General features: G+C 67.0%; 23 protein-coding genes and 1 pseudogene. 12 read left to right on the forward strand and 12 right to left on the reverse strand.

Annotated elements, in window-relative coordinates:
• Positions 1–186: 186 nt before the first annotated feature.
• The 3 genes from ACFXKA_RS29905 to ACFXKA_RS29915 all read right to left on the reverse strand — a co-directional run bounded on the left by ACFXKA_RS29905 (position 187) and on the right by ACFXKA_RS29915 (position 2,865).
• Entirely contained in the window at positions 187–1,725 is a 1,539-nt protein-coding gene (locus ACFXKA_RS29905; RefSeq protein WP_379429845.1) for a hypothetical protein, read from the reverse strand.
• On the reverse strand, positions 1,725–2,351 hold the full coding sequence (locus ACFXKA_RS29910) for a hypothetical protein (protein WP_379429846.1): 627 nt from the start codon (positions 2,349–2,351) through the stop codon (positions 1,725–1,727). The genes ACFXKA_RS29905 and ACFXKA_RS29910 overlap by 1 nt, the downstream gene beginning before the upstream one ends.
• Before the next feature lie 295 nt (positions 2,352–2,646).
• A complete protein-coding gene (locus ACFXKA_RS29915) occupies positions 2,647–2,865 on the reverse strand; it encodes a hypothetical protein (RefSeq protein ID WP_379429847.1) in 219 nt (72 codons plus the stop codon).
• A 367-nt stretch (positions 2,866–3,232) separates the two neighbouring features.
• On the opposite strand from ACFXKA_RS29915, the gene ACFXKA_RS29920 reads away from it, so the two are divergent.
• Both ACFXKA_RS29920 and ACFXKA_RS29925 read left to right on the forward strand, forming a co-directional pair.
• Positions 3,233–4,864, forward strand: a complete 1,632-nt coding sequence (locus tag ACFXKA_RS29920) for an ABC-F family ATP-binding cassette domain-containing protein (RefSeq protein WP_354845378.1) — start codon at positions 3,233–3,235, stop codon at positions 4,862–4,864.
• Positions 4,865–4,994: 130 nt separating this feature from the next.
• Positions 4,995–5,240, forward strand: a complete 246-nt coding sequence (locus tag ACFXKA_RS29925) for a helix-turn-helix domain-containing protein (protein ID WP_033087059.1) — start codon at positions 4,995–4,997, stop codon at positions 5,238–5,240.
• 157 nt (positions 5,241–5,397) lie between these two features.
• Here the strand turns inward: ACFXKA_RS29925 and ACFXKA_RS29930 are convergent, their stop codons facing one another.
• From ACFXKA_RS29930 to ACFXKA_RS29945, 4 genes are all read right to left on the reverse strand, one after another.
• A complete protein-coding gene (locus tag ACFXKA_RS29930; RefSeq protein WP_379429848.1) occupies positions 5,398–6,357 on the reverse strand; it encodes an MvdC/MvdD family ATP grasp protein in 960 nt (319 codons plus the stop codon).
• Positions 6,358–6,368: 11 nt separating this feature from the next.
• Complete coding sequence (locus ACFXKA_RS29935; RefSeq protein WP_379429849.1) at positions 6,369–6,833, reverse strand: hypothetical protein; 465 nt, start codon at positions 6,831–6,833, stop codon at positions 6,369–6,371.
• Between the two features lie 192 nt (positions 6,834–7,025).
• Positions 7,026–7,442, reverse strand: a complete 417-nt coding sequence (locus tag ACFXKA_RS29940) for an acyl-CoA thioesterase (RefSeq protein ID WP_354845369.1) — start codon at positions 7,440–7,442, stop codon at positions 7,026–7,028.
• Positions 7,443–7,781: 339 nt separating this feature from the next.
• Positions 7,782–8,279: a cupin domain-containing protein gene (locus ACFXKA_RS29945; protein ID WP_379429850.1), complete on the reverse strand. Its 498-nt coding sequence runs from the start codon at positions 8,277–8,279 to the stop codon at positions 7,782–7,784.
• Positions 8,280–8,350: 71 nt separating this feature from the next.
• Here ACFXKA_RS29945 and ACFXKA_RS29950 point away from each other — a divergent pair, with 71 nt between their 5' ends.
• On the forward strand, positions 8,351–8,857 hold the full coding sequence (locus tag ACFXKA_RS29950) for a MarR family transcriptional regulator (protein WP_354845364.1): 507 nt from the start codon (positions 8,351–8,353) through the stop codon (positions 8,855–8,857).
• A gap of 100 nt (positions 8,858–8,957) precedes the next feature.
• Here ACFXKA_RS29950 and ACFXKA_RS29955 read toward each other — a convergent pair whose 3' ends face one another.
• Positions 8,958–9,524 carry a TetR/AcrR family transcriptional regulator gene (locus ACFXKA_RS29955; protein WP_379429851.1) on the reverse strand — a complete coding sequence of 189 codons (567 nt, stop codon included), beginning with the start codon at positions 9,522–9,524 and terminating at the stop codon, positions 8,958–8,960.
• 201 nt (positions 9,525–9,725) lie between these two features.
• Positions 9,726–12,518 carry an aconitate hydratase gene (locus tag ACFXKA_RS29960; RefSeq protein WP_354845358.1) on the reverse strand — a complete coding sequence of 931 codons (2,793 nt, stop codon included), beginning with the start codon at positions 12,516–12,518 and terminating at the stop codon, positions 9,726–9,728.
• Positions 12,519–12,767: 249 nt separating this feature from the next.
• Between ACFXKA_RS29960 and ACFXKA_RS29965 the strand changes: the two genes are divergently transcribed.
• From ACFXKA_RS29965 to ACFXKA_RS29975, 3 genes are all read left to right on the forward strand, one after another.
• The gene (locus ACFXKA_RS29965; protein WP_354845355.1) at positions 12,768–13,310 is read left to right on the forward strand and encodes a DUF6676 family protein; all 543 of its coding nucleotides are present in this window, start codon (positions 12,768–12,770) and stop codon (positions 13,308–13,310) included.
• Between the two features lie 299 nt (positions 13,311–13,609).
• The gene (locus ACFXKA_RS29970; RefSeq protein ID WP_379429852.1) at positions 13,610–15,025 is read left to right on the forward strand and encodes an NlpC/P60 family protein; all 1,416 of its coding nucleotides are present in this window, start codon (positions 13,610–13,612) and stop codon (positions 15,023–15,025) included.
• A 476-nt stretch (positions 15,026–15,501) separates the two neighbouring features.
• Positions 15,502–15,912, forward strand: coding sequence for a hypothetical protein (locus ACFXKA_RS29975; protein WP_379429853.1), 411 nt, complete (start codon positions 15,502–15,504; stop codon positions 15,910–15,912).
• Positions 15,913–16,072: 160 nt separating this feature from the next.
• On the opposite strand, the gene ACFXKA_RS29980 is transcribed toward ACFXKA_RS29975, so the two are convergent.
• Both ACFXKA_RS29980 and ACFXKA_RS29985 read right to left on the reverse strand, forming a co-directional pair.
• The gene (locus ACFXKA_RS29980) at positions 16,073–16,468 is read right to left on the reverse strand and encodes a hypothetical protein (RefSeq protein WP_379429854.1); all 396 of its coding nucleotides are present in this window, start codon (positions 16,466–16,468) and stop codon (positions 16,073–16,075) included.
• A gap of 314 nt (positions 16,469–16,782) precedes the next feature.
• Positions 16,783–17,784, reverse strand: coding sequence for a helix-turn-helix transcriptional regulator (locus tag ACFXKA_RS29985; RefSeq protein ID WP_379429855.1), 1,002 nt, complete (start codon positions 17,782–17,784; stop codon positions 16,783–16,785).
• Between the two features lie 114 nt (positions 17,785–17,898).
• Here ACFXKA_RS29985 and ACFXKA_RS29990 point away from each other — a divergent pair, with 114 nt between their 5' ends.
• On the forward strand, positions 17,899–18,360 hold the full coding sequence (locus ACFXKA_RS29990; RefSeq protein WP_379429856.1) for a VOC family protein: 462 nt from the start codon (positions 17,899–17,901) through the stop codon (positions 18,358–18,360).
• A 571-nt stretch (positions 18,361–18,931) separates the two neighbouring features.
• Here ACFXKA_RS29990 and ACFXKA_RS29995 read toward each other — a convergent pair.
• Complete coding sequence (locus ACFXKA_RS29995; protein WP_379429857.1) at positions 18,932–19,462, reverse strand: hypothetical protein; 531 nt, start codon at positions 19,460–19,462, stop codon at positions 18,932–18,934.
• Positions 19,463–19,795: 333 nt separating this feature from the next.
• Between ACFXKA_RS29995 and ACFXKA_RS30000 the strand changes: the two genes are divergently transcribed.
• The 5 genes and pseudogenes from ACFXKA_RS30000 to ACFXKA_RS30020 all read left to right on the forward strand — a co-directional run bounded on the left by ACFXKA_RS30000 (position 19,796) and on the right by ACFXKA_RS30020 (position 23,805).
• Positions 19,796–20,782: an SDR family NAD(P)-dependent oxidoreductase gene (locus ACFXKA_RS30000; RefSeq protein ID WP_379429858.1), complete on the forward strand. Its 987-nt coding sequence runs from the start codon at positions 19,796–19,798 to the stop codon at positions 20,780–20,782.
• A 52-nt stretch (positions 20,783–20,834) separates the two neighbouring features.
• A pseudogene (locus ACFXKA_RS30005) lies at positions 20,835–21,041 on the forward strand (LLM class F420-dependent oxidoreductase); the annotation flags it as partial.
• Positions 21,042–21,180: 139 nt separating this feature from the next.
• Positions 21,181–22,134: an amidohydrolase family protein gene (locus tag ACFXKA_RS30010; protein WP_379429859.1), complete on the forward strand. Its 954-nt coding sequence runs from the start codon at positions 21,181–21,183 to the stop codon at positions 22,132–22,134.
• Between the two features lie 469 nt (positions 22,135–22,603).
• On the forward strand, positions 22,604–23,233 hold the full coding sequence (locus ACFXKA_RS30015) for an alpha/beta hydrolase (RefSeq protein WP_379429860.1): 630 nt from the start codon (positions 22,604–22,606) through the stop codon (positions 23,231–23,233).
• Positions 23,234–23,409: 176 nt separating this feature from the next.
• Positions 23,410–23,805 carry an HdeD family acid-resistance protein gene (locus ACFXKA_RS30020; protein ID WP_379429861.1) on the forward strand — a complete coding sequence of 132 codons (396 nt, stop codon included), beginning with the start codon at positions 23,410–23,412 and terminating at the stop codon, positions 23,803–23,805.
• Positions 23,806–23,813 lie beyond the last annotated feature (8 nt).

Consider the following 23,813-nt stretch of genomic DNA (forward strand, 5'->3'; position numbering starts at 1 on the left):
CCGCCGACCCCTGCCGGTTCCCAGCCCTGCCCGCGGGGGGACGACCTCGGGCGCTCACCGGAGAACTCGATCCCGCCCGGCTGCACGAGGCGGCGGCCACCGATCGCGCTCTCCCACATGCCTTTCTGGATCTACCCACGACCCGCAGCGTCATTGCGGGCGAGTTGACCGTCACACCATGGTGATTCAGCGGGTGCGCGACAGGGTCGGTCCCAGCCCTTCGATACTGAACTCGTTCGTGGTGACGCGGACCGGCGTCTCGGTGAAACGGCGTCCCGCGAGGGCGGTCTGGAGGAACTCGCGGACCGGCGCCGACTGATCGGGGAGCGTGGCGAGGGTGTCCGCCGGGATCTCCACGGTGCCGTCGAAAGCCCTGGGCTGATCGGTGATTCCGGACGCCTGGACCGTCTGGCGGAGTCCGTCCACGGTGTGCAGGGTCAGGTCGAGGTGGCTGCCGTCGGCGAAGTCCAGGCGCAGCGGGGTGGGGGAGACCGCGACATCGAAGGACTCGATCCGCACGGCCACGCCCGACGCGGTCAGGCCCGCATAGGTGTACGGCGATGCCGCCACGGTGTCATCGGCCGAGTGGTCGGTGCCGGGGTTGTCCAGCAGACGGCCTGCCAGCGGAAGATCGGTGGGTACGAAATCCCAATGGTCGGCGGCGAGTTCCTTCACCCAATAACCGGTGCGCCCGCCGTCGACGCCCTCGACACGCAATTCGCGTGCGTTGGAACCGATTCCGGTCTTGTGCACGGAAATCCGATCGGTGATCCGGCCGGGGATCCTCGGCTGCCGCAGCCAGTCCGGCGCAGGCAGCTGGATCGCCGCGTAGTGATCGTCGATCCGCTCACCGAGCATGTCGGGCGCCGCGGGCCGTCCCCGCTGATCCTCGTAGGAGTAGCGGAAGAACACCTTGTCCGCGCCGGAGATGTCGAAATCGTAGAGCCGCGTGTAGAGATTGCCGAACCGATCCACGACCAGCGTGGTCGATCCGCTGGTGGACAGTGCCACCGCGCGGAAGCGGCCCTGGTCGGGTGTGGACATCTCGTAGCTGTGGTCCAGCGGCAGCCACGGGTCCACGTAGTGGATGCGGTGGCCGTCGTCGGTGAGCGCGAAGACGTGCGACACCTTCGCGCCGCCGACATTGTGATCATTGCCGGCGGTGTCGCGCCAGAGGCGATCCTCGTTGGGCGACAGCACCGACCAGGTCCAGGCGATCGTGCCCGGCGGCAGGGTGTTGCCGGGGCCGGTCCACAGCGGTGTGCCGTAGCGGCTGCTCCAGTTCCAGTCCGCGGGTGCGCTCAGGATGTGGTCCATGGTGAAGAAGCGGCCGTCGACGTCGATGGCCATGAGTTCGTCGTCGTCCGCCGAGACGCCGGCGATCCGGCCCGCCATGCACCCGGGCAACGGCAGCGTGCGCCAACCGCCCTGCGCGGCCGCCTGTTTCACGTAGACGGACCCGTCGCGCACGGCGAAGGACCAGCGGCGGTTGAATGTTTCCGCGGTGGTCCGCAGGAAGACCTGATCCGGTAGCGGGATCGCGGCGGCCGGGAATGCGTCGAGCCCGGCCGTGGTCTCGTCCGCGCCCAGTTCGGGTGTGCCGACGGTGCCGAGCAGCGCGCACGCGGGCGGTTCGGCGGACGCGATCTGCGGGGGCGCCGCCACCGCGAGCGCGAGTCCGGCGGCCGCGGCGAGCACGCCGCGCCGTACTGCGGGTTCGGGCATCACAACCACCCGAGGGAGCCGAAGACGATCAGGGCGAGGGTGTCGATCCCCGCAATCGCGCCCACGGCAATGGCTTTCGCCCGCACCGTCTTCAGGTCGTGGACGTAGAAGCAGGCGACGAAGAACGGCACGTATCCGAACAGCCAGATGAGGTACGGGAAGCCCGCGTGCCACCAGGACCAATCCCAGGTCAGCACACCCGCCTTGTTCAGCAGCACCTCCACGCCGACCGCGGCCGCGGAGTTCGCCGCGATGAGGACCGGCCGGTTGGGCAGGCCCAGGATGCGAACCTCCTTGGGCGGCAGCATCTTCGCCGCGGCCACACCCATGATGGCGAACATGAAGCAGATCTCGATATTGAGGCCGATCAGGATCTGATACGCCGTGGGCCCCGTCGCGCCCCACACCGGCGCGCGCCCGGTGGCGTGGAAGACCAGCGAGTTCCAGATCTCGTTGAACCAGTCCATGCCCCACAGGGTCAGCCCCGCGAACAGCACATTCCAGTTCCGCCGTTCGACCTCGGTCGCATAGACGTAGATGACGACGAGCAGCAGCGGAATCACGTACCACTTGAACTGGCTACTGTCCCGCAACAGCTCGAGCGCGGCCCGCGCGTGATCGGTCATCGCCGAACCCCTCCTCATCACCGTTGAGCCTGGCGAGTGTGTGACAAATCAACGTGAAATGTCAACATGTAAGCCAGAATTGCCGGTGCCGGGGTCGGCCTGGATTCGGCGTCAGCCTGACCACGGGCCCGGCGGATCCGGAGAAGGTCGCCAAGACGTTCCTGGTCGCGGTCGGGGCCGCCGGGACCGGACCTGACGCGACACCATCCCGATGTGGCAGTGGATCGGTGACGATCCGGCCGTCGCCTTCAGCTACTGAGATCGCAGCATTCAAGTACCGGCCGGTGCGTCCGTATTATTTTCCTGCTGTCGGGCAGACGTCCTTCATTGCCAGGCCGGGCAATGTGGCCGCGTCGTCGTGCGAGAGGTGAATTCCGGTCATGGTGGATTCGTCCAGCGCTTCCTGATATAGATCGTTTGCTTCGTCGTCCTTGTTCGCGCCATTGTTCAGGTCGATGCAGACGCCGGCCGCCAGGGAGTGAACGGCGGCGGTCGAGTCGATAGCCGCGCTCACAATCCCATGTCGAATCCGAATATGTACCCGGTGGGTATAGGTTCCTACGCGGCAATCCGACCCGCGGTCATCCCGATTCATCGTCGATTGGAATGCGTGTCGTTCCCTATTCGCCACGGCGGCGGGCACCCCGCCGAACCACCGGCGAGGCACCCCGCGAGCGGCCCTCGCCGGGATTTCCCGCCGCACGCCGACGGGCTCCGGGGAGTGTGACCGCCGTTACCCGGTTCCCCGTCTGCGGTAACGAGGGATGTGCTCGATTCGGTCCCCGGAGGTGGCCCCGGTAAAATCGGTGGTTCTTGTGTGCCGCGATGGCGCACACTCGTTCAGTTAACTACCGGCATCCGCTGTACCCGAGGAGACGCTTGTGATCACCGCGACCGACCTGGAGGTCCGGGCCGGAGTCCGCACCCTGCTGACAGCGCCGGGGTCGGCGCTGCGGGTGCAGGCCGGGGATCGGATCGGGCTGGTGGGGCGCAATGGTGCCGGGAAGACCACCACCCTGCGCATTCTCGCCGGTGAGGGTGAACCCTACGCGGGCAAGGTCATCCGTTCCGGCGAAATCGGCTATCTGCCCCAGGATCCGCGCGAGGGCAACCTCGATGTGCTCGCCAAGGATCGCGTGCTGTCGGCGCGCGGGCTCGACGCCCTGCTGCGCGATATGGAGAAGCAGCAGGCGCTCATGGCCGAGGTCGCCGACGACGCCGAACGCGAGAAGGCCATCCGCAAGTACGGCCGGCTCGAGGAGCGCTTCTCCGCCCTCGGCGGCTACGTGGCCGAGAGCGAGGCCGCCCGCATCTGCCACAGCCTGGGCCTGCCCGACCGGGTGCTGAACCAGCAGCTGCGCACCCTCTCCGGCGGTCAGCGCCGCCGAATCGAGTTGGCGCGCATCCTGTTCAGCGCCTCCGACGGCAGTGGCGGCAAGTCCGACACCACGCTGCTGCTCGACGAGCCCACCAACCACCTCGACGCCGACTCCATCACCTGGCTGCGCAGCTTCCTGCAGAACCACGACGGCGGCCTCATCGTCATCTCCCACGATGTCGACCTGCTCGGCGACGTGGTCAACAAGGTGTGGTTCCTCGACGCCGTGCGCGGCGAGGCCGACATCTACAACATGGGCTGGAAGAAGTACCTCGACGCCCGCGCCACCGACGAGCAGCGCCGTGTCCGCGAGCGCGCGAATGCCGAGAAGAAGGCGTCCGCGCTCAAGCAGCAGGCCGCCAAGCTCGGCGCGAAGGCCACGAAAGCCGCTGCGGCACACCAGATGGTCAAGCGCGCCGAGCGCATGCTGGCCGAGGCCGACGAGATCCGGGTGGCCGACAAGGTCGCGCGCATCAAGTTCCCCGAACCGGCCCCCTGCGGCAAGACGCCACTGATGGCCACGAACCTGACCAAGCTCTACGGGTCGCTGGAGATCTTCACCGGCGTGAACCTGGCCATCGACAAGGGCAGCCGGGTCGTGATCCTCGGCCTCAACGGTGCGGGCAAGACCACCATGCTCCGGCTGCTGGCCGGGGTGGAGACCCTGACCGCGGGGCAGATCGAGCCCGGACGCGGCCTGAAAGTCGGATATTTCGCCCAGGAGCACGACACTCTGGACGATCAGGCCACGGTCTGGGAGAACATCCGCCACGCCGCACCCGATGCGGGCGAACAGGATCTGCGCGGTCTGCTCGGCGCGTTCATGTTCTCCGGCCCGCAGCTGGAGCAGCCCGCCGGCACCCTGTCCGGCGGTGAGAAGACCCGTCTGGCACTGGCCGGTCTGGTCTCCTCGGCCGCGAATGTCCTTCTGCTGGACGAACCTACGAACAACCTGGACCCCGTCTCGCGTGAACAGGTGCTCGACGCGCTGCGCAGTTACGCGGGCGCGGTCGTACTGGTGACCCACGACCCGGGTGCGGCCGAGGCGCTCAACCCCGAGCGGGTCATCATGCTTCCCGACGGCACCGAGGATCACTGGTCGCAGGACTACCTGGAACTGATCCAGCTGGCGTGAGAATGCGCCTCGCACACCGAAAAACGCGTGGTCGCCAAAAGTCGGTGACTCACATCACAGCGTTTCGTTGATCACAGGCATCCGAGTCTCTAACCTGGAATGAGGCGCCCACGGCGACTCGGAGGAAGCCATGAGTGACAGGCCCGCACAGGGTAAAGCCGTATTGGGTAAAGGCACGCGCGTCACCGGGAAATCCCGCGATCGCCTGCAATCCCAGTTGAAGAAGCAGTACGAGGCCGGAGCCAGCATCCGGTCCCTGGCCCGGGAGACCGGGCGGTCGTACGGCTTCATCCACAACGTGCTCGTGGAGTCGCATGTGCAACTCCGCAGCCGGGGCGGTGCGAACCGCCGCAAGGCCGCCAAGGCCGGCAAGTAGCGTCTTTCCCTTTTCCGGGAGTGGATTGCGGGTTCTCGACCGGCGAAAGCCGGTCGACGACTTGCGATTCAGGACGACCAGCCGCGAATTCGGGCGCTGCGGTGCGAGGTTCGACGATTCGCCGTGATGTTCGAGGAAGCGCGATGGTGTGCGGCCGCTAGGGCATCACGGTCCCGTCGCCGAGAACCAGTAGGTTTGCGAGGCTCTGGAAAATCGGCAGACCGGTCTTGATTTCGAGATAGGCGAACTGCCCCTGGGGGTTCACCTCCAGGAAGTAGAACTCGCCGTCGAGACCCACCCGCAGGTCGAGCACGCCGAAAGCCAGCCCCAGCGCGCCCATCAACGTGGTCAGCGATTTGCTCACCGAGGCGGGCAGGCGATCGGCGGTGAAGGCCACCGACGTGTCCAGGCGCGAATCCACCCGTCCCACACCGGATTGCGAGTCGATGCGCACCACCCACTCGATGCCGTCCACCCAGACGATGCGCAGATCGCTCTCGGCCTGGATGTAGTCCTGAAAGATGGTGGGGGAGTTGCGGATCGTGGCCAGCCGGTCGAAATCCGCCGGGGTGAACAGCCGGGTCTCGGTGAACGCGCCGCGCCCGGTGCCCGTGCGCTTGTAAACCACTGACCCGGGCCGGGATTCGATGAAGGCGCGCGCCTCGTCGGGATCATTGGTGACGAGGGTCTCCGGGACCGCGAAGCCGGCGCGGTTGGCCGTCTCCAGCTGCACGACCTTGCGGCTCGCGGTGCGGTCGGCCCCGGGGTCGTTGACCCACAGGGCCGGGATCGACCACAGCAGTCCCTGGAGGAAACCGTCGCATTCGGCGCGGCGGTAGGTATCGTCCTCCTCGGACAGACCGGCCGGTACAGCGCAGGGGTGGGGCCGGCGCCACCACACCGAGGTGACGTCGTCGAGCCCGAAGACGTGCGACAGGCTGCGGTAGGAGCCGTCCCCGCCGAGTCGGAAAGTGCCGTTCTCGCGCGGGAAGTCGCGCATATCGAGGCGAATCGGGTTGTGCCCGTGGTGTTTGCGCAGGGTGGCGGCGAGGGCGTCGCCGTGGAGGTCCTCGGCCTCGGTGACGATGAGCACCGATCCCATGGTGCGGGCGGCCATGCGCGCTTCCGTCAGTCCAGGCTGTCGCAGGCGATGCCGTCGTCGCTGCCGAGGTGCGACCGGGTCTGGCAGCAGGTCATGGTGGCCCCGCCGGCACCGGGGCGAGTGGTGAGATCCAGTCCGCGGGCCCAGATTTCGGTGAGCTCGCGCAGTTCGTCGTCGCCCCGCGCGGGACTGTGGTCCGGCGACAGGGTGAGGGGACGATCGGTGACCTCGACACGACGGCGCCGCGTGAAATCGGCAGTGGCGCCGGACCGTACGCGCACCAGCACCGGGCGGCCCTCACAGCTGCCCTGCGCCGTCGCAGCATCCCACCGGGTGATGTCGAGGACATCGGTCCGATGGAAGGTCCAGGTGGTGCCGTCGCCGACACGCACGCTGATACTTCGCTCCGTGGCTGCGACAAGGTAGCCGGGTAGCGATGGCGAGGTGCTGGCGAGGATCGCCGATCCCGTTCGGTGCAGGGCGCCGGTCATGCTGAACTCCGATCTGCTCGGGATTTGCTGCGGGGCCGAGCGTGATCTGAATCATATCCCGCTGGGCACCGGATTCGGTCCGCAACGAAAGATTTCAGCTACTCCGGCAAACTCTGGCCGGTTTTCGGAAACCGCTCCCGCCGAAAGATTTTCGCAGAAAAACCCGAACCGGCCGGTGTGCTCGGCGTCCGATCAGAGACCGAGGATGTCCGGCGAGTCGGCCACCGCCCGCAGGGCCGCACCGGGATCCGCAACCAGTTTGCGGGCGGCGAGATCGAGAATGCCGGAGACGGCATCGATCTCCGCCGACACCGTGCCGTCGAGTTTCACAATCTGCTGGCGCATCCGGAAGATCTTGCCGCCGGTCCATTCGAATTCGCAGCTCACCGTGACCTCGTCGCCCAGATGCAATTCGCGCAGGTACTTGAGCGTCTGTTCCAGCACCACCGGCCCGATTCCCGCGGCCACCATCTTCTCGCCCGGCAGCCCGCCCGCTCGCAGCAGCTCCCAGCGCGCGTGCTCGGCGTACTGCAGATAGACGGCCTGATTCAGGTGCCCATTGATATCGAGCTCGTACCCGCGGACGGTGATGGGGACAGAGAATGCCATGAACGTACCAACCCGGCTCGCGGCAATGATCATTCCGCGTTTTCGGTGGTCTGTGGCACACCCCTCGTCGGCGACCGCCGGGCTACTGGGGAGTCAGGACGGCCTTCTCGCGTATAGCGGCAGGTTGCCATGCCACTCTCGGTGCCGGTGCGTGACCGGTGGATCGGTCATCGTGCCGTGGATTGCGCGCTCGGGATCGTGGCGGTGCAACGAAACCGGCCGTGTTGCCGGTGTGCCGTACGGCCCGCTGCGGGAATCACGCGACCACTGGCACGGTTCGGCGGATTCCCTGGCGGCAGTGCGGGTTTCACGCCATCGCGGGCCCGCGAGGGCGCGCGGTCAGGCGCGGTTGGCGTTGCGCTCGGCCCACCACTGCGGCGCGTCGATGAAGTGGTTGTCGTATTCCTGCTGGGCGGCCTCGATATCGGCCGGGGTGGCCTCGCCGTGGGCGAGCCGCTCCAGGAAACGGAAGTAGCCGTGGCGTTCGACGCCGGGCATGAGGGCGATGAGGATGCGGGCCGGGCTCTCGGGTGCCGCGCCGAAGGCATGTGGCATGAACTTGGGGACGACGATCGCGCCGCCCGCGCCGACGGTGACGATCTTGTCCCCGGCCAGGACCTGGAGTTCGCCGTCGGCCACGTAGAACAGCTCGTCGGAGAGGGTGTGGTAGTGCGGCATGGCGCCGTCGGCGCCGCGGGTCATGGTGACCTCGACGGTGCTCACCGACCCGCCCGCCTCGTTGGAGTCGATGAGCAGCCGTACCGAGACGGGCTCGCCGCCGATGATCTCGGCGTCCTGCGGCTGGCGGATCGCGGCGGGGCGGGAAGCGGTGGCCATGTCGGACTCCATGTGATTCGGTGGGAGATAATTCGCCACCGAACTATATGTCATCGAATAGAGTGTTGTCCATGGGTGAGAAGAAGACCGACGCCGTGGATGTGATCCAGGAGCAGTGGCGGCGGGAGCGGCCGGACCTGGACGGCGCGGCCATGGCCATCATCGGGCGGCTGGGCCGGCTCACCGTGGTGGCGACGGAGCGGATCGAATCCGTGTTCACGGCACACGGATTGCAGCGCGGCGAGTTCGATGTGCTTGCGACACTGCGGCGTTCGGGGGAGCCCTACGAGCTCAACCCCTCCGGCCTCGCGGACACCCTCATGATGTCGCGAGCCGGCATGACCGGCCGCCTGGACCGGCTCGAGAAGGCGGGACTGGTCCGGCGGATCGCCGACCCGGGCGACCGGCGCGCGATCAAGGTCGCGCTCACCGATCGCGGCCTGCACCTCATCGACATCGTGGTGACCGAGCACTTCGAGAACGAAACCCGGATTCTCTCCGTGCTTTCCGACCAGGAGCGCGCGTCCCTCGATCGCATCACCCGGCGCCTGCTGACCGAGCTCGAACGCGAGGGCTGACCCGGGCGCCGGTACGGGCCGCGGGCCGCACCCTCGGCATGCCGGACGCGCACGGTACGCCGACGTTGCCGCGCGCGAGTGCCCGGCGACTACGGGTTCGTCAATGCTTGCGGCGGACCGAGGCTTCCACGAGGTCGAGGACGGCTTCGAGGTTGTCGTTGGCGTGGCCGGAGGCGATGCGGGCGATGAGGCCGTCGAGGACCAGGTCCAGGTAGCCGAGCAGGACTTCGGTGGGGACGTCGTCGCGCAGGGCGCCGGCGGCCTTGCGGCGCTCGAGGCGGGCGACGGTGGCCGCGGTGAGCTCTTCGGAGCGTTCTTCCCAGTTGGCCCGGAATTCGGGGTCGTTGCGCAGGCGGCGGGCGATCTCCAGGCGGGTGCCCAGCCAGTCGAAATCCTCTGGGCGGGCCAGCATATCGCGCATGACCTGGATCAGGCCCTGGGTGGCCGCGACCTCGGCCATGCGGCCCGCGTCCTCCTGGGCCAGAGCCAGGAACAGGGCGTCCTTGTCGCGGAAGTGGTGGAAGATCGCGCCCCGCGACAGACCGGTCGCTTCTTCCAGTCGACGCACGGTGGCGCCCTCGTAGCCGAACTCGGCGAAGCAGCGGCGGGCTCCGTCGAGAATCTGGCTGCGCCGGGCGGCGAGGTGGTCGTCACTGACCTTGGGCACTGGCTCCTCCGAAACGTGTTGTGCGGGTTCTCCTTATCGATCTTGCGACCAAATCGGGGAACCCGCACGAGCGACGAGCGAAGCGGCCCGGGAGCGGGCCGCGTGGCGGGCGGCGGACCTGCGACAATCGCGAGATCCGCCGCCTGCCACCACGTCCCGGCTTCGAAACAGCCCTTCGAAACCGAGGCGGTATAGCGGTGACTAGCCGCGAATCATGTTGCGCAGCACGTACTGCAGGATGCCGCCGTTGCGGTAGTAGTCCGCCTCACCGGGGGTGTCGATGCGGACGACCGCGTCGAAGACGACCTTCTCGCCGTTCTCCTTGGTGGCGGTCACCTTCATGGTCTTCGGAGTCACACCCTCGTTCAGCTTGGTGATGCCCTCGATGTCGAAGACCTCGGTGCCGTCCAGGCCCAGCGACGCGGCGGACTCGCCGGCCGGGAACTGCAACGGCACAACACCCATGCCGATCAGGTTCGAGCGGTGGATGCGCTCGAACGACTCGGTGATGACGGCCTTGACGCCCAGCAGACGGGTGCCCTTGGCGGCCCAGTCACGCGAGGAACCCGAGCCGTACTCCTTGCCGCCCAGCACGACCAGCGGGATGCCCGCGGCCTGGTAGTTCTGCGAGGCGTCGTAGATGAAGGCCTGCGGGCCGCCGTCCTGGGTGAAGTCGCGGGTGTAGCCACCCGAGACGTCGTCCAGCAGCTGGTTGCGCAGCCGGATGTTGGCGAAGGTGCCGCGGATCATCACCTCGTGGTTACCACGACGCGAGCCCAGCGAGTTGTAGTCCTTGCGCGCAACGCCATTGGCGTCCAGGTACTGCGCGGCCGGGGTGCCCGGCTTGATCGGACCGGCGGGGGAGATGTGGTCGGTGGTGACCGAGTCGCCGAGCAGCGCCAGCACGCGCGCGCCCTTGATGTCCTCGACCGGGGCCGGCTCCATCGACATGCCGTCGAAGTAGGGGGCCTTACGGACGTAGGTGGACTTCTCGTCCCACGCGAAGGTGTCGCCCTCGGGGGTGTTGAGACCCTGCCAGCGCTGGTCACCGTCGAACACGGTGGCGTAGGACTTGGTGAACATGTCCCGGCTGATCGCCGACTTGATGGTGTCGTCGATCTCCTGCGCGGAGGGCCAGATGTCCTTCAGGAAGACGTCGTTGCCGTTCTGGTCCTGGCCCAGGGCGTCGGTCTCGAAGTCGAAGTCCATGGTGCCCGCGAGCGCGTATGCGATGACCAGCGGCGGCGAGGCCAGGTAGTTCATCTTGACGTCGGGGGAGATACGGCCTTCGAAGTTGCGGTTGCCCGAGAGCACCGCGGTGACCGACAGGTCGTTGTCGTTGATCGCGGCCGAGATCTGCTCCGGCAGCGGGCCCGTGTTACCGATGCAGGTGGTGCAGCCGAAGCCACCCACGTAGAAGCCCAGCTTCTCCAGGTACGGCCACAGGCCGGCCTTCTCGTAGTAGTCGGCGACGACCTGCGAGCCCGGAGCCATGTTGGTCTTGACCCACGGCTTGGACGCGAGGCCCTTCTCGACGGCGTTGCGGGCGAGCAGGGCCGCGCCGATCATGACCGACGGGTTGGAGGTGTTGGTGCAGGAGGTGATGCCCGCGACCACGACGGCGCCGTGATCCAGGACGAATTCACCGCGCTCCGGGTCGGAGACCTTGATCGGCTTCGACGGGCGACCGGCGTTGCCGTTGGCGGCGGTCGGCACGGCCGAACCGTCGGAGGCGGTGCCGGAGGCGACCGGGTCGCTGGCCGGGAAGGACTCTTCCAGCGCCTCGTCCAGGGCGGTGTGCGGGACGGGGTCGTTGGTGTAGGTGCGGATGTCCTGACGGAACTGGGTCTTGCTGTCCGACAGCAGGATCCGGTCCTGCGGGCGCTTCGGGCCGGCGATGGACGGCACCACGGTGCTCAGGTCCAGCTCCAGGTACTCCGAGTAGGCCGGCTCGTTGTCGGCGTCATGCCACAGGCCCTGCTCCTTGGCGTACGCCTCGACGAGCGCGAGCTGCTCGTCGCTGCGGCCGGTCAGGCGCAGGTAGTTGATGGTCTCCTCGTCGATCGGGAAGATCGCGGCGGTGGAGCCGAATTCGGGGGACATGTTGCCCAGGGTGGCGCGGTTGGCCAGCGGCACCTCGGCGACGCCCTTGCCGTAGAACTCGACGAACTTGCCGACCACACCGTGCTTGCGCAGCATGTCGGTGACGGTGAGCACGACGTCGGTGGCGGTCACGCCCGGCTTGATCTCACCGGTCAGCTTGAAGCCGACGACCCGCGGGATCAGCATGGAGACCGGCTGGCCCAGCATGGCGGCCTCGGCCTCGATGCCGCCGACGCCCCAGCCCAGCACGCCCAGGCCGTTGACCATGGTGGTGTGCGAGTCGGTGCCGACGCAGGTGTCGGGGTAGGCCTGGCCGTTGCGGACCATGACGGTGGGGGCCAGGTACTCGATGTTGACCTGGTGCACGATGCCGACGCCCGGCGGGACGACCTTGAAGTCGTCGAACGCGCCCTGGCCCCAGCGCAGGAACTGGTAACGCTCGCCGTTGCGCTCGTACTCCAGGTCGACGTTGCGCTCGAGGGCGTCGGCAGTGCCGAACACGTCGAGGATGACCGAGTGGTCGATGACCATGTCGGCCGGAGACAGCGGGTTGACCTTGTTGGGGTCGCCGCCGAGGGTGGTGACGGCCTCACGCATGGTCGCGAGGTCGACGATGCAGGGCACGCCGGTGAAGTCCTGCATGATCACGCGGGCGGGCGTGAACTGGATCTCGGTGTCCGGCTCGGCGTTCGGGTCCCAGTTCGCGAGGGCGCGGATCTGGTCGGCGGTGATGTTCGCGCCGTCCTCGGTGCGAAGCAGGTTCTCCGCGAGGACCTTCAGGGCGTAGGGCAGCTTCTCGGTGCCGGGCACGGCCGAGAGGCGGAAGATCTCATAAGAGTTGCTTCCGACCTCGAGGGTGCCCTTGGCGCCGAAGGTATCGATACTCGTCACGTTCAGCTCCACTCGTCTGTGAATGGGAGGGCCACCGGCGGGGCTGTGCCGATGGCTCGTCGAGGCGCGGGCCTCGTCCGTTTTCCGACATTAACAGTACGCTTGTCCTGTGAGCACATCGGGGGGCGGGTTATCGGGCCGTTGGGCCCGGGATTCCGCCCAGCGCGAGATGCGATTTCGCGCGATCGGTGAGGTGATTCCCATGGCGCGGTGAGGTGATATGACACGCCGTCCCGTACCCTGCGTTTCGTGACCGCTCCGCACTCCTCGGTTTTCACGCCCTCGAAGGCGGAACTACCGCCGAACACCGACCTGAATGCCATCATCGCCGATCTCGCCGATGATCATGTCGCCGCCCCCACCGGACGCGACCAGGAGGCCCTCGCCGCCATCGCCGCCGACGCGCGTGAGCACGGCGTTGAGCTCGACATCATTGTGGTGCAGGGCAATCCGGGCATCGAGGCGAACCTGCGCGATCTTGCCAACGAGGTCGGCAAGATCGAGCACGGCACCGTGGTGGTCTTCAGCGACGACTGGGTGGGCACCTACAGCGACCAGTTCACCCGTGGGCACCTGGAGTGGGCCGAGGACAAGGCCAAGTACCGCGGCCCCGAGCACACCACCGACGCCGCGCGGGTCTTCGTGGATCGGCTCGAGCAGCCGGAGACCGTGTCGTGGACGGTGATCACGCTGGTCATCCTGGGTGTGCTGATCGCGACGATCGGCGGGTTGTATGCGGTGAAGGTGCGGCGCGGGCAGCGGCCGGCGGGGGCGCCGACGCCGGTCGGGTAGCGCGTTCGCGCTGGGAGGCGGTGTCTCCGTTCGGGGTTCGGGTTCGTCCCGGGCCCCTTTTTTCATGCCCGGATCGGGGTGTGCCGGGGCCGGTTTGTCCGCGACACGCCGAAAACGTACCGAGTGTCGCGTGTTGTGACGCGTGGTGATTGTGGGATTTACCTGCAACTTCTTGGCTACCAGCGAATTACATGCATGTGATTATGGCGTGCCTGAACGGCGGGATCCTGAACGTGCCGTACGGTTTCGCGATGGCACGGTTGGGGATTTTGTGCCGGATGGGACTCCAGGGAGGTGCGATGCGACGACCGGCGAAGCGACTACGTCGCCCGGCGCGGGTCGCTACGGAGTTGCTCGTAGCGCTCATCGTGCTGGCACTGCCCATGGCCGGCGGGCACGCGGTACCACCGCCGCCCCCCAACCCCAGCGACAGCGACCTCAATGCCGCGGGCGCCCAGGTCGACGCCGGTGTCGGCGCGGTCGGCGCTCTCATCAACCAGGTGGCCGCCGCCGAACAGCAGCTGCAGCAACTCGACGACGCGGTCGCCGGTCGCCGCGAGGCCGTCAACAAGGCTCTGGTGGATCTGCAGTTTGCCCGCGACGCCGCGGACGCCGCCGCCCGCGCCGTCACCCAGTGCCAGCAGGATCTGACCGCCGCCGGCGCGAAAGTCGATACCGCGCACGGGAATTTCGACAAGTATGTCGCCCAGGTCTACATGCGCCCCGGCTCCACCTCACTGGTCAGCTATCTGGCCGCGCCCAGCCCCGAGATCGCGCTCAACCGCGCGCAGGTGCTGACCATCGCCTCCAAGAACCAGCAGCAAGTGGTCGACGGCCTGCGCCACGCCCAGATCGATCAGGCCAACAAGACCTCCGCCGCCAAACAGGCCCAGCAGGCCGCCGACGCCGCCGCGGCCGCCGCCGACGCCAAGAAGACCGAGGCCCAGAACGCGGTCACGGCCGCCCAGGCCGAACTCGACCAGCAGAACCTCCGCCGCAACGACCTTGTCGGGCAGCGTGATTCGGCCCAGCAGCGGCTGGACGCGGCCCGCGCCAACGTGGCGGGCCTGCAGAGCCAGCGCGACACCTTCGTCGCCTGGGACCAGCAGCGCAAGGCCGAGGAGGCCGCGGCCCGCGCCGCCGCGGTGGCCGCCGCCGCCCGCGTGGCCGCCGATCGCGCCGCCGCCGATCGCGCCGGCCAGGTCGGCCAGGGCCACCGCCCGCACGTCGTACAGGACACCTCACCCCCGCCGAAGCGCTCCATTCAGCCCAACCGGCCCCAAGGCTCCAACTCTGAGCTCATCGAGACCGTGGTCGACCGTGCCATGTCCCAGCTGGGCGTCGTCTACGCCTGGGGTGGCGGCGACGAGAACGGCCCGACCCTCGGCATCCGTGACGGCGGCACCGCCGACAGCTACGGCGACTACAACAAGACCGGCTTCGACTGCTCCGGCCTGATGATCTACGCCTTCGCCGGTATCGGCGTCTCCCTACCCCACTACTCCGGCTACCAATACACGATGGGCACAAGGGTTCCCGTCGCCGAACGCGCCCGCGGCGACATGCTCTTCTGGGGCCCCGGCGGCAGCGAACACGTCGCCCTCTACCTCGGCAACAACAAAATGATCGAGGCCCCCCAAAGCGGCGAGGTCGTCCGCGTAGCCGCCGTCCGCGAAGACGGCATCATGCCCTACGCAGTCCGCATCGTCACCTGACCCCGTTGAATGTAGGTTCTCGCCAAACATATCCCTCGGGACTTTCATTTCCTGCAGATTCAGCAGCCAGTCTCACGCTTCTGTCCCGCATTCTTCTCACCATCCTGTCCTTGTCCTCATGCCCAGCGCTGCACGCCACGGCAAGATCGTCCACCCGGCTCGGCCACGAGGACCGAAAGGCCGGGGGCTTCACCCCACCGTTTCGGTGATCGTCGCTTTCGTCGGATCCCCCTCATCACCGTGCGGTGGGTCCATGGGTCGGCAAGCCGGGCGCCGCGACCTGTCCTCGATCCGGCCCGATGCCGCCCGCGTTCGCGAGATGCACGACGCCATCGCGTGGATGGGCAACGAGGTGCCCCCTCATCGACTGGTGGGCCGCTCAGCGTGGCCCCGGAAAGTAAGGGCTCCGGCCCGCCGACGCCACAGCTGCCCCCGACGTAATGTTCGAAACCACCTACAGCGGAACGGATCACGTCATGGGCACACCACCGCAGCCACCTACCGACGACGACTACTGGAAGCCGCAGGCGCCCGGCGCGATTCCCCCGCCGCCACCGGAATACCTTCAGGGCAGTGGCGAATACATCCCGCAATTCGACTATCCCGAGCAGGCGGTGCGGCCCACGCCACCGGTGCCGCGCTACCAGCCCTATGCCCACATTCCAGTGAGCTCGCCACCGGAGGGCAAGGGGCTGGCGATCACGGCCCTGATCTTCGCTGTGCTGTCACTCGGAGTGCCGTGCCTATTCGGTTGGGCCGGGATCTTTCTCGGGCTCACGGCCGCCAGAAAGGGACATCCGCTCGGCAAAGTGGCGATCTGGACGTCCATCGTCTGCATGTTCATCGGGTTTGTGCTCGCAGCCCTGGCGAACAAGTACTGGCTGTAGCGCGGGCGGTTCTGTCGCTGCGGTGATTTGGCTGACGTCGGGACCAAACCTGTTGCGAGTGGACATGATTCTTCGTCGGGAACACTACCACCGCGTTGTTGTTGTTACCTGTGAGTGGAGCCCTGCATGTCCGGCCCCCACCGACATCGGGAAAAGGGGCCTAGCCCAACGTGAAGTTCCCGATGCTGTTGCCATCCGTGTCGAGCAGGTCCGTCGAGATGCCGGCGGAGTCGCCGCTGTGGAAGGTGAGGCCGCCGAAGCCGGACGGCTTTACCAGCACGTTGACCGTGTGATTCTGTGAGTTGCACGTCGGCGTGGCGGAGCCGGCGCCGTACGCACCCGAGGTTTTGTCGCTGACCACCACCGTCAGCTGTACGGCACCACTCGAGGGGTCGCAGGTATAGGTAACCGACACGGTCACGTTGCCGCCGCTGGCGGTGGCGCTGTTGATCGTGGTCATGGGCGCCGTCGCGTTGGCCACCCCGGTGAAGAGGCCGGTGGTGAAGGCTGTCGCCGCTGTGATCATCACCGCGCGGCCGAGAAGCTGGTGGCTCATTTTTCTTCTCCCATACCGGATCCCGCCGTGGAATCCGCGCTTGAAGTTACACAGGAGCAGCCTGGCCTGAATCCGTTGAGGTGGAGAATTCTGCCGCCGGACACGCGGCGGAAACCTTGTTGCACAACAGATTTCGCACAGCACTCGGTCGGTGGAGTGAATGGGCAACCGTCGAAATGGCTACTTGCTCAGCGGCATTGGTGGTCGACGGTATGAGGACTTGCGAGCCTATCGGGGCCGCGTCTGGGGGATCGGCAGCGTCGAGGACTCAGAGGAAAGGGAGGGGGTGCCAGGCCGCGACCGTGCCGTCGAACCTATGCCTTCGCGCTCGCGGCGCGGGCTGCGCGGCGCGACAGTTCAGCGAAGGCGTCGCGTAGCGGATCCGGGCCTATGACTTCGATTTCGGTGTCGAAGCGCGCCAGCGTCGCTGCGAGTGCGGCCCAGGACCAGGAGCCGGTCAGCAGTCTGGTTCGGGTGGGGCCGAGTTCCTCGACGATGCCGTCGGCGGCGAACGGGGCCACCTGGGTGGCGGGGAGGTCGAGGATCACCTCGCCGTGGCATGGCCAGGTGTTCGCGCTCTCGGAGCCTTTGAATCGGGCGGAGAGAAGGGTGGCGATGTCGCCACCTGGCAGTGGCCTTGGGGTGAAGCGCGGCCCGTTGGGGACACGAAGCCTCATCCGGTCGGCGCGGTAGATACGCCAGTCCGAACGCTGCGGGTTCCATCCGATGAGGTACCAGCGTCCACTGTGGACCACCAGGTGATGGGGCTGCACTCGCCGCGGCGGCTGCGGATCGGTGTCGTGCGGCGGGATCGGCGACTGGTAGTCGAACCGCAGCTCCTCTCTGGATCGGATGGCCGCGCTCAGCGTGAGCAGGACCTGGGTGTCGACTTGGGGGTCGGCCCCGCGCGCGGCTGGTTCGACGGCCGTGATTTCGAGCATGTCGATGCGTAGGCGCAGGCGGGATGGCAGGACCTGGCGGACGGTCGTCAGCGCTCGTGCCGCAGCCTCTTCTATACCCGCCCCTGTCCCGGCCGCGATCCGCAATGCCACGGCCAGCGCGATGGCCTGCTCGTCATCGAACAGCAGCGGCGGCAGTTCGATGCCCGCTTCGAGCCGGTAGCCGCCCTCGGGTCCCTTGACCGCTCGGACGAGGTAACCGAGCTCGCGCAGGCGATCGACGTCGCGGCGCACCGTGCGTTCGCTGACGCCGAGCCGCTGGGCGAGCAGGCCTCCCGGCCAGTCACGGCGGACCTGCAGCAGCGACAGCAGTGAGAGCAGGCGGCGGGAGGTCACCGTCGAGGAGGCGGTCGGCATGGTGGTCAGACTGCCACAGGTAGCGGACGTTCCCTGTCCGGTATTGCTGACAGGGTGGCTCTCGTCCCGGGAAACATCCCGCGTCGAAACCACTTGTGAAGGGACCGAATCGCCATGTCGGTAAACGCTGTTGCCCACCTCAACTTCCACGGACAGGCTCGTGCGGCCCTGGAGTTCTACCAGTCGGTGTTCGGCGGGCAACTCTCTGTGGCCACCTACGGTGACTTCGGGATGCCCGCCGAGTTGCCGGACGCCACCAGGGTCGTGTTCGGCCAGGTCATCGCCGACAACGGATTCCGAGTAATGGCCTACGACGTACCCGGTGAGAACGCACCGGTCGCCCAGGGCGCGCCCACCACCCGCCGCGAGAACGGCACCACCATCACCGCAGAGCCGTTCTTCCTCTCCGTGCGCGGTGACACCGTCGAGGAGGTCGGTGTGTTGTGGGGACGCCTCGCGGACGGTGGAGCGGTCATCGAGGAATTCGGTCCGGCCCAGTGGGCGCCCGGCTTCGGGATGCTTCGCGATCGCTTCGGTATTACCTGGATCCTCGACGTCGCGCGAGCAGCCCGATAACAGTCTCCCGATCGCCGAGCCGGCCCTGACTCGGCGGCGACCCGACCGCGCCGGACGGAAACCACTCCACGCCACAGGAATTCGTCGATGACGCTCGCGCACGGCAGGTGCTCTCCGATGTCCGGTCACAGGGTTCGGTCGGAGTCGTCTCCCCCGGCGACGACGTGGTGATCCTTCCCTTGAAGGGCACTCTTCCTCGCTGAACCCACCACCTCCCAATGCGGATCCGTTCTCGGCGCATTCGTTGGGGCAAGGCCCCACCATGATTTGTGCAAGGGCCACGGGCAGTCCCGAATGAGAATGGGCAGAGCGCGCGGCGAGGCCGGATCGGCTGTCGATGCCCCACAAGGGTGCGACCTACCCGAGTGGGGCACACTTCAGCGCACCTCGAGTGGGTCGTCCCGCTCGGCACCCGTCGGTACAGCTGATGCGAGCTCGCTAATGTGTGGAGATGAGTGATTGGCGCAGTGACCGGATCGGCAGCGCCTTGCGTGGGGCGAATCCGACAGTGATGTGTCGGCTGACGGCCGGGTTCGCCGTCATCGGTGATACTCAGTTCCTGCCCGGCTATTCACTGCTTCTGACCGATGATCCTGCGGTGCAACGCCTTTCCGAGTTGTCGCGCCCGCGGCGTGCTGCGTTTCTCGCCGATATGGATCGGTTGGGGGAGGCGGTCGAGCGGGCGTGCACCCGACTGGATCCGGCCTTCCGGCGGGTGAATCTGGAGATCCTCGGCAACACAGATGCCTTCCTGCACGTTCATGTGTGGCCGCGATTCGATTGGGAGCCAGACGATCTGGTGGGCGGCCCAGTGTGGCTCTATCCGCCCGATCGGTGGACCGATGAGCGCTACGCACTCGGCACACGCCATGACCAGATCCGGCAGGCGATCACCGGCGAGCTGCATACGCTGTCCGCCTGAGAGTGGCGTGCCCGCGCCTACCGTCGTATCGGCGAGCTCGATGACCAGCGGGGGTTCGGTCTCGCGAAAACTCTTGTCCCGCTTGGTGTTCGGGCTTCCCGGAACCGCTTTCCCGGTCCGCCGCTCACAAGGAGGGGAGATTTGCCGACGGTGAAAAGCATTCAGTACCAGATCGGACATGAAAACCGTCCTGGTAATTAGACGTTTCGGTGACCAATGCTGGGTGGCAGAGATACGACGATGCCAGGCCGGAAGAAATCGGGATGCGGAGTCTGTGGGACACCGGCGAGTAAATGGGATGTTCATGTGTACATCGACTTCGACTCTGTTGGGCGTGACAATTGGATTGCTGGGCGTTCGGGTCGGGAGTCGGTGCGGGCGGAGACGGTTTGCGGCTCGCGAGCCGGTGGGATTGTCGTTCGGTCGGTTGTGTGGCCCGGCGGCGGGTTGGGAGAGTCCGGCGCATACGGCGCCGATCGGTATTGCGGGCGGTGGAGACAGACGTTTTCGCGTATGCGGACGATGTGGATTCGGTTCACACGGAAGGAGCTCACGATGCCCACTACTGTTTACGGCGCCGCGACCACGGCGGCCGAGATCGTCGCCGATATTGATCTTCATGGTCGGCGTGTCGTCGTTACCGGCGCGAGTTCGGGGATCGGTACCGAGACCGCTCGGGCGCTGGCCTCTGCGGGTGCGGAGGTGACCCTGGCGGTACGGAATGTAGACGCCGGCAGGAAAGTTGCGGGGGAGATCGGCGAGAAGCTGCCGGGCGGCGTCGGTGGGGTGCACGTGGCCCGGTTGGATCTGGCCGATCCTGGGTCGGTGGCCGATTTCGGGCGTGCCTGGAACGGACCGTTGCACGTCTTGGTCAACAACGCCGGTGTGATGGCCCTGCCTCAACTCACCCGCACCCGGGCCGGGTATGAAATGCAATTCGCTACCAATCATCTCGGTCATTTCGCATTGACGACCAGCTTGCACCGGTCGCTGGCCGCCGCGGGCGGTGCCCGGGTGGTGTGCGTGGCCTCGATCGGGCATTTGTTCTCGCCGGTGGTCTTCGACGATCTGCATTACCGGTTCCGCCCGTATGACCGGTGGACGTCGTATGGTCAGTCGAAGTCGGCCAATATTCTGTTCGCTGTCGGTGCTGCCCGGCGTTGGGCCGATGACGGTGTCACGGTCAATGCGTTGATGCCTGGCAATATCGCCAGTACCGCGTTGGCCCGTCATATGAGTCCGGGCGACCTCGAGGCTTTCGGGGAGCAGACCGATCTGTCATTGCCGCCGGTGAAGACGGTCGAGCAGGGTGCCGCGACATCGGTGCTGCTCGCCGCCAGCCCTCAGGTGGAGGGTGTTACGGGTCGCTACTACGAGGACTGCGCGCCGGCCCCGGAGATCAGCGAACGCGCCGGCCACACCGGTGGAGTCGCGCCCTATGCACTCGATCCGGACAATGCCGAGCGTCTCTGGCGGGTCTCGGAGGAACTGACCCGATGATTTCGAGGTTGATCCTGCCAGGGAAACCGCGATGACGTCGCGAGGAGCAGCCTACGACGCGCTGGTCGACTACCTCGACGAGCTGGACGAAAATGGCCTACCGGCTGATCAGCGCGTGCTCGCCGCGCTCGGGCCGCGCGTGCTGATGCTGGCGGCGCAACGCACCGCCGGGGCGCACCCGTACGACACCACACCCGAGCACGCCGCACAGGCCCGCGACATCATAGGGCCGGACGCACCGAGCTCGCCGATGCACCGGGGCTGACTCCGCGGCCATGACCTCGCGCGATGTTTCCCGACAGGTCTACGTCATTTAACGGATTCGGGACGGGGCGGTGCGGCCATAACTTCGTCCCTTCCGGGGTGCCGATCGGGTCCCGAGAGCAGGAGGTATCCGAGTGCGAGTAGATGTGCATGCCCACTATTGGACCGACGACTATCTTGACCTGCTGGTCGAACTGGGCAAGACCGACACCGATACTCAGCGTGGCGTGGGTGCCGGCGGGGGCACCGAACTCGAGGCGCGGCTGCGGCTGATGGACCGCGCCGGAGTGGATATGCAGATCCTGTCCGCGGCGCCCCAGCTGCCCAATGGTCGAAACCGCGAAAACGCCATTGCCGCAGCACGCTTCGTGAACGATCAGTACGCGGACGTGGTGGCGCGCCACCCGGATCGCTTCCTGGCCTTCGCGACGATGCCCATGCCGCACATCGACGAGTCGATCGCCGAACTCGGCCGCGCGATCGACGAATTGGGCATGGTCGGCGCCGTCATGAATACCACGGCGCTAGGCCGGGCCCTGGTGGACCCGGAATTCGCTCCGGTGTTCGCCGAACTCGATCGTCGCGGCGCGGTGCTGTACCTGCACCCCGCGGGCAACAGCGCGTGCAGTCCGCTGATCGCCGACTATCACCTGACCTGGATGGTCGGCGCGCCGGTCGAGGACACGATCAGCGTCATGCAGTTGATCACCCACGGATTTCCGGTGCGCTACCCGAACATCAAGGTGATCAACTCGCATCTGGGCGGAGCCCTGCCGATCCTGTTGCAACGTGCCGACAACCAATACCGTTGGGAGGCACCGCAAACCCCGGACCTGCCGAGCACTCTGGCCCGCCGGATGTGGTACGACACCGTCGGGCACGGCCATCTGCCGGCCTTGCGTGCCGCCATCGACTCCTTCGGCGCCGACCGGCTGATCCTGGGCACCGACTTTCCCTACGAGGCCGACGACATCTTCGTCCGCGCCGTCGACTACATCAACAGCCCCGGCATCGCCGCCGCCGATGCGAAGGCGATCCTGGAATCCAACGCCGAGTACCTCTTCCGCATCTCTCGTCGACATGGCTGAAACTGATTCGGCGCAATCGACTTCGGTCCGGTTCGACCCGATGCTGAGCGACCTCGTGGACGTCATGACCGACCTCGTCGGCTTCGGCGAGGTGAACACCTACCTCAGCGCCCAGCTGTCCCGGCTCGACCTCCGGTATCCGATGCCCGGCGACCACCCAATGCTGGGACGCAGCGTCCCCGACCCGGACGTCAGTTCCGCGGCAGGCGACAAGCGAATCTTCGACCTGCTCGTCACAGCACGCCCTGTCCCGCTCGCCTCGGCGGCGGGTGATTGTCCCGTCACCGGTCTCGAGGTGCCTCGGGCAGCCGGCGGCGCGCCGGACGCCGCAGCCGCGCTCACTCATTCGGGTGAGTGCGACAGCTACGTCGACTGCGGCAAAGTGGGGACATGCGGGAGCGCCCAGCGACCAGCGAGGCGGTTACAGACCGGGAATGGACGCGAGGGAGGTTCGATGACCAGGACGCACATGATCGTGCTGCCCGGCGGTGGATACGCCGAACACGCACCACACGAAGGAGAACCGATTGCCGACTGGCTGCGCTCCATCGGCGTCCAGGCAAGCGTCTTCCGGTATCCGCTCAATGTCCGGCACCCGGTTCCATTGAGGGCCTTACGCGCCGAGATCCGGCGCCGACGGGCCGAGGGCGCACAACGAGTCGGCCTCGTCGGATTCTCCGCCGGCGGCCATCTGGCCGGAATGGCGGCGTTGGCGCCCGGCGCGGACACCGCCGAAGCGGTTCAGTTCGCCGTGCTCGGCTATCCGATCACGTCGATGGAGACCGAGACCTACCGTCCTTCCCGGCTGATCCTGCTCGGTGCGGATGCCGGCCCGGAACTACGCCGGTCGACCTCGCTGGACGCCCTCGTTACGCCGCAATCACCCCCGTTCTTCGTCTGGCACACCGCAGAGGACGCCTACGTACCGCCCGAACACACCTACCGATTGGCTTCTGCATTGGCTGCGAACGAGGTACCCCATGCAGTGCATGTGTTCCCGCATGGCCCCCATAGCCTCGGCCTGGCACGCGGTGCCGGTGACACCGCGATCTGGACCACGCTGGCCCATCACTGGATCCATGAACAAGTGAGAGCCTGAAGCGGTTTGTTCGGTCGCCGCAGGGACTGATCAGGACCACCTGACGATCATGCGGCGTGGCGGCGGACGCGCGGGCCGCCACGCCGCACGGTGAAAATCGGTGGACCGGAACACCTTCGGTGAACTCGGGTTATCCCGGACAATCGACGCACGGCGATCAGGAAGGCGGGTCCGTCATGACTGCCGTTGAGCCCCTGAACAATCCACTGCCCATGATGGCCCGGGTGGCCTGGCAGACGATCCCGCTCACCGGCATCCTGTCGGCCGTCCTCGGCGTGTTGATCCTGGCCTGGCCCGGGCCGACGCTGGTCGTGGCGGGTGTCCTGTTCGGCATCTACCTGATCGTGGCCGGTGTGTTGCAGCTGGCCACGGCATTCGGGGACCATGTCCCCGCCGGGGTCCGCGTGCTGGCCCTGCTCAGCGGCGCGCTATCGCTGATCCTGGGCTTCCTGTGTTTCCGCGATGCGCTGGAATCCATCTTCCTGCTGGCCCTGGTCACCGGCTGGTGGCTGATCGTGCTCGGCGTCATGGAGGCCATCCATGCCGTCCAAATGCGCCGCGCCACCAGCTGACCGCGGGC

Origin of the sequence: Nocardia sp. NPDC059228 (assembly GCF_042754245.1) — a bacterium.
Taxonomy (GTDB): domain Bacteria; phylum Actinomycetota; class Actinomycetes; order Mycobacteriales; family Mycobacteriaceae; genus Nocardia.